Source organism: Halomicrococcus pelagicus, from assembly GCF_050954125.1.
In genome coordinates this window covers 1-5,217 of the sequence record NZ_JBPBWC010000039.1, presented here as the reverse complement: position 1 = coordinate 5,217, position 5,217 = coordinate 1, and the positions used below count along the sequence as shown (strand labels likewise).

The following is a 5,217-nucleotide window of genomic DNA, read 5'->3' as shown; positions in this document are numbered from 1 at the left end:
CGCCATGGAAATCGGAATGCCGTTGAACGTGTTTTTAGAGAGATAAAACGGCGCACTTCATCGTTTAGCAATAGCTTCAGCCACGTCGATCCAGCGACCGCCGAAACGTGGCTGCAAGCGTTCGCCGTCTGGTGGAATTCACTAAACTAAACACGATGACTGCATGGTCCCCCAGACTTTTCCGATACCACAAAGAGTGTACATTACCACCAATGAGCTTCATGAGCAAACTCAAGGAGCTCTTCACGACGAAGAGTGAGACACGATTTGAATGCCAGATGTGTGGTAAAACCTTCGAGACCGCAGAAGGAGTGTGTCCGGAGTGTGGTGGCCAAGTCACAGAACAGGATCAATTATCGTCAGATATGCGGCCTGGTCGCTGATGTGTGCGTTTACTGTTGGAGGTTAGTCAATCCACCGTGCTTTTAGCTACAAACCAACCCCTACACACATCATGAGCAGTATACAGAGGAAACGACTGACGTGCTCGCCGGTATCGGGATCAGTGATGACATCGCCGACTTGCGCGCGAGCGAACACCAGCGTAGGCAGAGCAGCTAACCAGCCACCCTTTTACCGAGAATCGGGCGCGAGGCTCTGTTGAAACCCTTAATCAGTGACAGCTTGACGAGGCCGTACTGAATATAGAGCGCTAGTTGTTCACTCGATTTCTAGCTGGCCGCTCCCACTATCTCCCTCACTGCCGTTCTCGTCCCATTCGAGTTCGAACTCGATACTTAATTTACCGGGTCCATCCGTCGGTCCCTCACGTTCGGCTTTGACCTCGAACGTCGGGCGAGCTGGCGGCTCCATCGTCACGGACTCGGATCCCGATTTTAGCGTGATCGCGTCCCCTTGTTCCAACTTATCGGCTACACGGCGAAGGTATGCTGCGATCTCCTCTTGACTCTGATCGCTTTCCGATTTGAACAGGATTTCTTCGGGCATGTAGACACATACACCGCCTGTACTGATAACTGCAACCCCTTCTGTCTAGACTACTCTGCTGAACTCATCCTCTCTATTCAGCATACGATCCTTGTCAGGCTTCGAGGAGTTCAACAAAGGCGTGGTTTTCTATGTGTGATCCCTCCGAGAGCGACGCGGTTTCCCGAGCAGAATTAGAAGAACTACTCGAAGCACAGCAAGAGCAGTTAGACGCTCAGCTCACAAAAATGAACAAACTCCTCTGGAAGACCGAGGAAGGCACTGACGAGCACGAAGAGGCGCTCGAGCTACGTGCGGAGCTTGTGAAGATGCGCAAAGAACTCCTCGCGAAGAAGAAGGAGGTGAGCGACGATGTATGACTGTGAGTACGTCTCTCGGTCTGAAGTTGAGGAGATGCTCGTCGAACGTGATGAGCGGATTGACGCTCTGGAGGATGAACGTGAGCGGCTGCGCGACGAACGCGACACGGCGCTCACCAGAATTGACGAACTTGAGGAGACGGTCGAGAGCAACAGTGACGAGATTGAGGACACCCGAGAGGAGATTGAGAACTAACCGACGATTGAGTTCCGAGGCGACTCCCCGATCTTAAGGGTCGGGGCATCCGCCTCGTACCGCCTGTGAATGCGGCGATAGGACTTTACGGATTGGCTCACAACGTACACACATGAGTTCTGATTCAGGGAGTAAAAAGCGAGTCCAGTTCCGTGCCCCAGAGGGATTAGTGCAGCAAGCAGATACCCTTGCGACGGTCTTAGAGACGGATCGGACGACGGTCATCATTTCAGCACTCCGCGACTATCTTCGAGATGCCGCGCACAACGATGAGCTCAAACAGGAAATTGCGGAGGCGTACTACGACGACGATATCACATTTACAGAGCTAAAAGAACTCGTTGGCCACGAGGAAGCCGCCAACTTCCGGCTGCTGAAAGAGCAGCTCGAAGAGGAATTCATCGAGGAAACCGCCGAGGAGCTGGCAGATTCGTAAATGCAGGTCGTCGCAGACACATCTGCACTCGTGAGTCTCGGCACGGTCGCCGACCACGCATGGAATCCGCTTGACCATCTCCTTGCGAGACACACGGTCATCGTGCCCGCACTCGTTTTCGACGAGCTAGAAGAGACGGCGGCATATGATGATACTTCAGGCCGGGGTGCTGAACGAATCCTTGATCGCCGGGCAGATTTTGATATGCGGACAGCCAGTCTCGACGATTCATTCCCGCTTGATGACGGCGAAAACGCTGCAGTAACACTGGCAAATGATCATGCCGCAACACAGTTCCTCTGTGACGAATTCAATCGACTCGCGCTCATCCATGCGTCCCTCATCGACACCCGACTCGTGACAACACCGATGCTGCTCGTTGCGCTCGTCCGCAACGATGTCGTGTCAGCGTCTGAGGCCGAGACACTCCTCACAGAGATGAGCGAAGCCCGAAGTTGGTCGAACAACACCTACGTACAACGCGCCAGAGATGTCCTCCACGGCCAGTGAACTACCTCGGAGGCCATGGCTCAAAACAGTCTGCTAGTCAAGAAAAACACGGAAAATCAGTTCTCGTGCGGCTCGACGATCGGCCGATTGTCATAGGTGTCGCCATCATGTCGGGCATTGTGCGCCATATCAAGCGGGTGAATCGCCTCGGGGTCAAGCCCCGAGGCTTCCTGCTTCCACGACGCGACTTGCAGACACGGACTCAAACTGAGTCGTGTCCGTAGCGGTCGCAGTCTCCACAGGCGTGTCTTCGGGCCATCCCAGCCCTAACTCAGAAAAGCCTCTCTGCAAGACGTTGAGTGCGGCGTTCGCATCCCTGTCTGCCTTGAACCCACACGACGGACAGCTATGTTCTCTGACCCACAACTCTTTCTCAACCGCGACACCACACGCCGCGCACTCCTTAGTCGTGCCAGCGGCTTCAACCTGCACGACGTGACAGCCGTACAGGTCGGCCTTGTATTCGAGGAGTTGGATGAACTGTCGCCACGCCGCGTCTTGCTTGTTCTTCGCGTTTCCTTTGGACTGCATCATCTCTTGCACATCCAAATCCTCCACGAACACGGCGTCGTACTCGCGGACGAGCCACGTCGTCAACTTGTGCTGGAAGTCCAGCACCTTCCGTCGAATCCGCCGCTTGAGTTTCGCAACCCGCTTGCGTTGCTTCTCCCAGTTATTGCTCCCGCGTTCACGGCGTGACAAGGTTCGCTGGGCTTTCCGCAACCGCTCGTACTCGTCTTCGAGGTCGAGCGTATCCACAGTGAGACCGTCCGACGTGTGGATGTAGTTGAGGATACCGAGGTCGATGCCCACGCTGTTGCTCGCGTCCAACTCGTCCAGCGCGGGTTTCTCTGGCAACTCCTCGTCTTCAACCTCAATGCCAAATGTCACGTACCACGCGCCCGAGCGTTCCTGCTTCAACGTGACTTCTTTGATGGTGGCGTCGTCGGGAAGGTCGCGGTGGTATCGAATTGGAATCCAACCGATTTTGGAGAAGCGAACGTATGCGTACCTGTTGCGGCCCCTCTTGTTATCGAGGTCGAAGCCGCTCTGGTTGTACGTCACACTCCGAAATTCCGACGGGCCTTGGCGTTTTAGCCGTCCAACCTTGTTGCCGTTCTCTTTCTTCCCTTTCAGACTGGAGAGGTTGTCGTGGAATCGGGCGACGGTTTCTTGGGCGGCTTTCGAGTGGAGTTCTGCGAAGACAGGCCATCGCTGTTTCCACTCGGGGAGTTTGTTGTTCTGGGTGTATTCGCTGGGTTTGTCGTCTTCGGGACTGTTCTCGTAGTCCCATTTGACGTGGTTGTAGAGTTGGCGATGGATGCCGATGTGGCGTTCGGCTTCCGCAGTCACGCCTGTCCAATCAGGATAGGCGCGATAGCGGTATGCGTACCACATCGTTGTACGTCGATTATCGGTGTGTTGCTACTTAATGGGTTGTGTCATCGAGTGTCGGCTTCATCCCCGAGGTCAAGCCTCGGGATATTCGCCTCGACCGCCTATAAAATTCCCGGTGTTTGACCACTGGTCGAACATCGGCCTCCCGAAGTTCTTTGCGGAGGCGTCCTCTCATAGCATTCGGCTGTACGTTCTTTCCACCTTTTCTTCTCGGCTATTTCCAATACCGGAGCGAACTCAGAGGACGAACCGAACCTGCCGGAGTCCCGGAACGAATCATTGGCACCTTCGTGCTCGGCCATCTTATCACGGCGCAACTCTGGTTCGTTCTCCGTTCCACAGACGTAGTTGCACCCACTGGCTACCCGCCACTAGTTGAGTTACAATACTATGTCGTGCTGTTCATGGCCGGGGTGCTTCCTGGTTACTGGCTCGTCTGGAAACGGGGATGGGCGCGGACTCGCAGGAAGCACGAAGTTCGCTATTGGTGAGTGATGACCAGATGCTGACGGTCGTGCTAGTCAGTGGCGGATTGAATGGGATGTTGTCGACGGACGAGGAGTTCGTCGAGACGGTGCGGTCAACGTTTGAGCATAACTGGGATGAGGGCGAGGAGTTTAGTCTGCGGACGCCACCGCTTTTGCGCATTCGCGAAACGCTCAGTGAAGAGTTTGGCGAGAAGGTCGAAGATGGCTTCATGACAATGCTGGAGTCAATGGAGACGGTCCCTGGTGAGGAAGACGAACTGGATGAGGTGACGATCGCGTTGCTAGTGGCTGCGAATAACCAGGAGTTGCTCTATGAGATCAGTAAATGGGGTGAGGACGTGGGGCTGGCGAGTAAAGCAACGTTCTCGCGGACCAAGACACGCCTTGAAGACCGTGATCTGTTTGATACGGAGAAAGTCCCAATTGAGGTTGGACGGCCGCGGCTTCGATTGGTGTTAGTGCCGGATGATTTGGAGGATGTCGATGCCATCGCTGAGCAAGCGACTGCAGCGTAGCTTTCACCGGTGCCAACTGCTCCGTTTGCAGTATGGTCGTTCTCGGTGAGGACTGGGGAGAAGGAACATAGGTGCTAGCTCCAACTTTACTCATAGGGTCTTATAGTAAATCTCTATAAAGTTCTAAAATATCTGCCTTTATCTTGTTCGCTGTTGTCTTCCGGTTTATGGATCCGGCTCGGAGTGGTATTGGTGGGGGAATCGTTGCAACAGTTGTCTTGTTCATCTTTTTATACTTGGCAGACCTGTTGATCGGTGGACCAGATCCGTTTGCGTTCACAACGTTCTTAGATGTGTGTCGAGTTTGGGGACCAGGTTGTGCACCTGGGAGCGCCTTAGCCACTTATATCTCTGAATTCTGGTTTTT

General features: G+C 54.3%; 7 protein-coding genes and 1 pseudogene. 6 read left to right on the top strand and 2 right to left on the bottom strand.

Annotated features, from left to right (window positions below; genetic code table 11):
* Positions 1 to 150, top strand: a pseudogene (locus tag ACRYA2_RS26460) (IS6 family transposase); the annotation flags it as partial.
* Positions 151 to 660: 510 nt separating this feature from the next.
* Here ACRYA2_RS26460 and ACRYA2_RS26455 read toward each other — a convergent pair.
* Positions 661 to 948, bottom strand: coding sequence for an amphi-Trp domain-containing protein (locus tag ACRYA2_RS26455; protein WP_433634786.1), 288 nt, complete (start codon positions 946 to 948; stop codon positions 661 to 663).
* Between the two features lie 131 nt (positions 949 to 1,079).
* Between ACRYA2_RS26455 and ACRYA2_RS26450 the strand changes: the two genes are divergently transcribed.
* The 4 genes from ACRYA2_RS26450 (at position 1,080) to ACRYA2_RS26435 (ending at position 2,449) form a co-directional block, all read left to right on the top strand.
* On the top strand, positions 1,080 to 1,307 hold the full coding sequence (locus tag ACRYA2_RS26450; RefSeq protein ID WP_433634784.1) for a hypothetical protein: 228 nt from the start codon (positions 1,080 to 1,082) through the stop codon (positions 1,305 to 1,307).
* A complete protein-coding gene (locus ACRYA2_RS26445; protein WP_433634782.1) occupies positions 1,300 to 1,503 on the top strand; it encodes a hypothetical protein in 204 nt (67 codons plus the stop codon). The genes ACRYA2_RS26450 and ACRYA2_RS26445 overlap by 8 nt, the downstream gene beginning before the upstream one ends.
* A 112-nt stretch (positions 1,504 to 1,615) precedes the next feature.
* Positions 1,616 to 1,939, top strand: a complete 324-nt coding sequence (locus ACRYA2_RS26440) for a hypothetical protein (protein ID WP_433634780.1) — start codon at positions 1,616 to 1,618, stop codon at positions 1,937 to 1,939.
* Positions 1,940 to 2,449, top strand: a complete 510-nt coding sequence (locus ACRYA2_RS26435; RefSeq protein WP_433634778.1) for a PIN domain-containing protein — start codon at positions 1,940 to 1,942, stop codon at positions 2,447 to 2,449.
* Between the two features lie 153 nt (positions 2,450 to 2,602).
* On the opposite strand, the gene ACRYA2_RS26430 is transcribed toward ACRYA2_RS26435, so the two are convergent.
* Positions 2,603 to 3,847 carry an RNA-guided endonuclease InsQ/TnpB family protein gene (locus ACRYA2_RS26430; RefSeq protein WP_433634776.1) on the bottom strand — a complete coding sequence of 415 codons (1,245 nt, stop codon included), beginning with the start codon at positions 3,845 to 3,847 and terminating at the stop codon, positions 2,603 to 2,605.
* 448 nt (positions 3,848 to 4,295) lie between these two features.
* Here ACRYA2_RS26430 and ACRYA2_RS26425 point away from each other — a divergent pair, with 448 nt between their 5' ends.
* Positions 4,296 to 4,850, top strand: coding sequence for a transcriptional regulator TbsP domain-containing protein (locus ACRYA2_RS26425; protein WP_433634774.1), 555 nt, complete (start codon positions 4,296 to 4,298; stop codon positions 4,848 to 4,850).
* Positions 4,851 to 5,217 lie beyond the last annotated feature (367 nt).

Coding starts and splice junctions, on each gene's coding strand:
- ACRYA2_RS26455 (WP_433634786.1), bottom strand. CDS start 948: ATGCCCGAAGAAATCCTGTTCAAATCGGAAAGCGATCAGAGTCAAGAG.
- ACRYA2_RS26450 (WP_433634784.1), top strand. CDS start 1,080: ATGTGTGATCCCTCCGAGAGCGACGCGGTTTCCCGAGCAGAATTAGAA.
- ACRYA2_RS26445 (WP_433634782.1), top strand. CDS start 1,300: ATGTATGACTGTGAGTACGTCTCTCGGTCTGAAGTTGAGGAGATGCTC.
- ACRYA2_RS26440 (WP_433634780.1), top strand. CDS start 1,616: ATGAGTTCTGATTCAGGGAGTAAAAAGCGAGTCCAGTTCCGTGCCCCA.
- ACRYA2_RS26435 (WP_433634778.1), top strand. CDS start 1,940: ATGCAGGTCGTCGCAGACACATCTGCACTCGTGAGTCTCGGCACGGTC.
- ACRYA2_RS26430 (WP_433634776.1), bottom strand. CDS start 3,847: ATGTGGTACGCATACCGCTATCGCGCCTATCCTGATTGGACAGGCGTG.
- ACRYA2_RS26425 (WP_433634774.1), top strand. CDS start 4,296: ATGGGCGCGGACTCGCAGGAAGCACGAAGTTCGCTATTGGTGAGTGAT.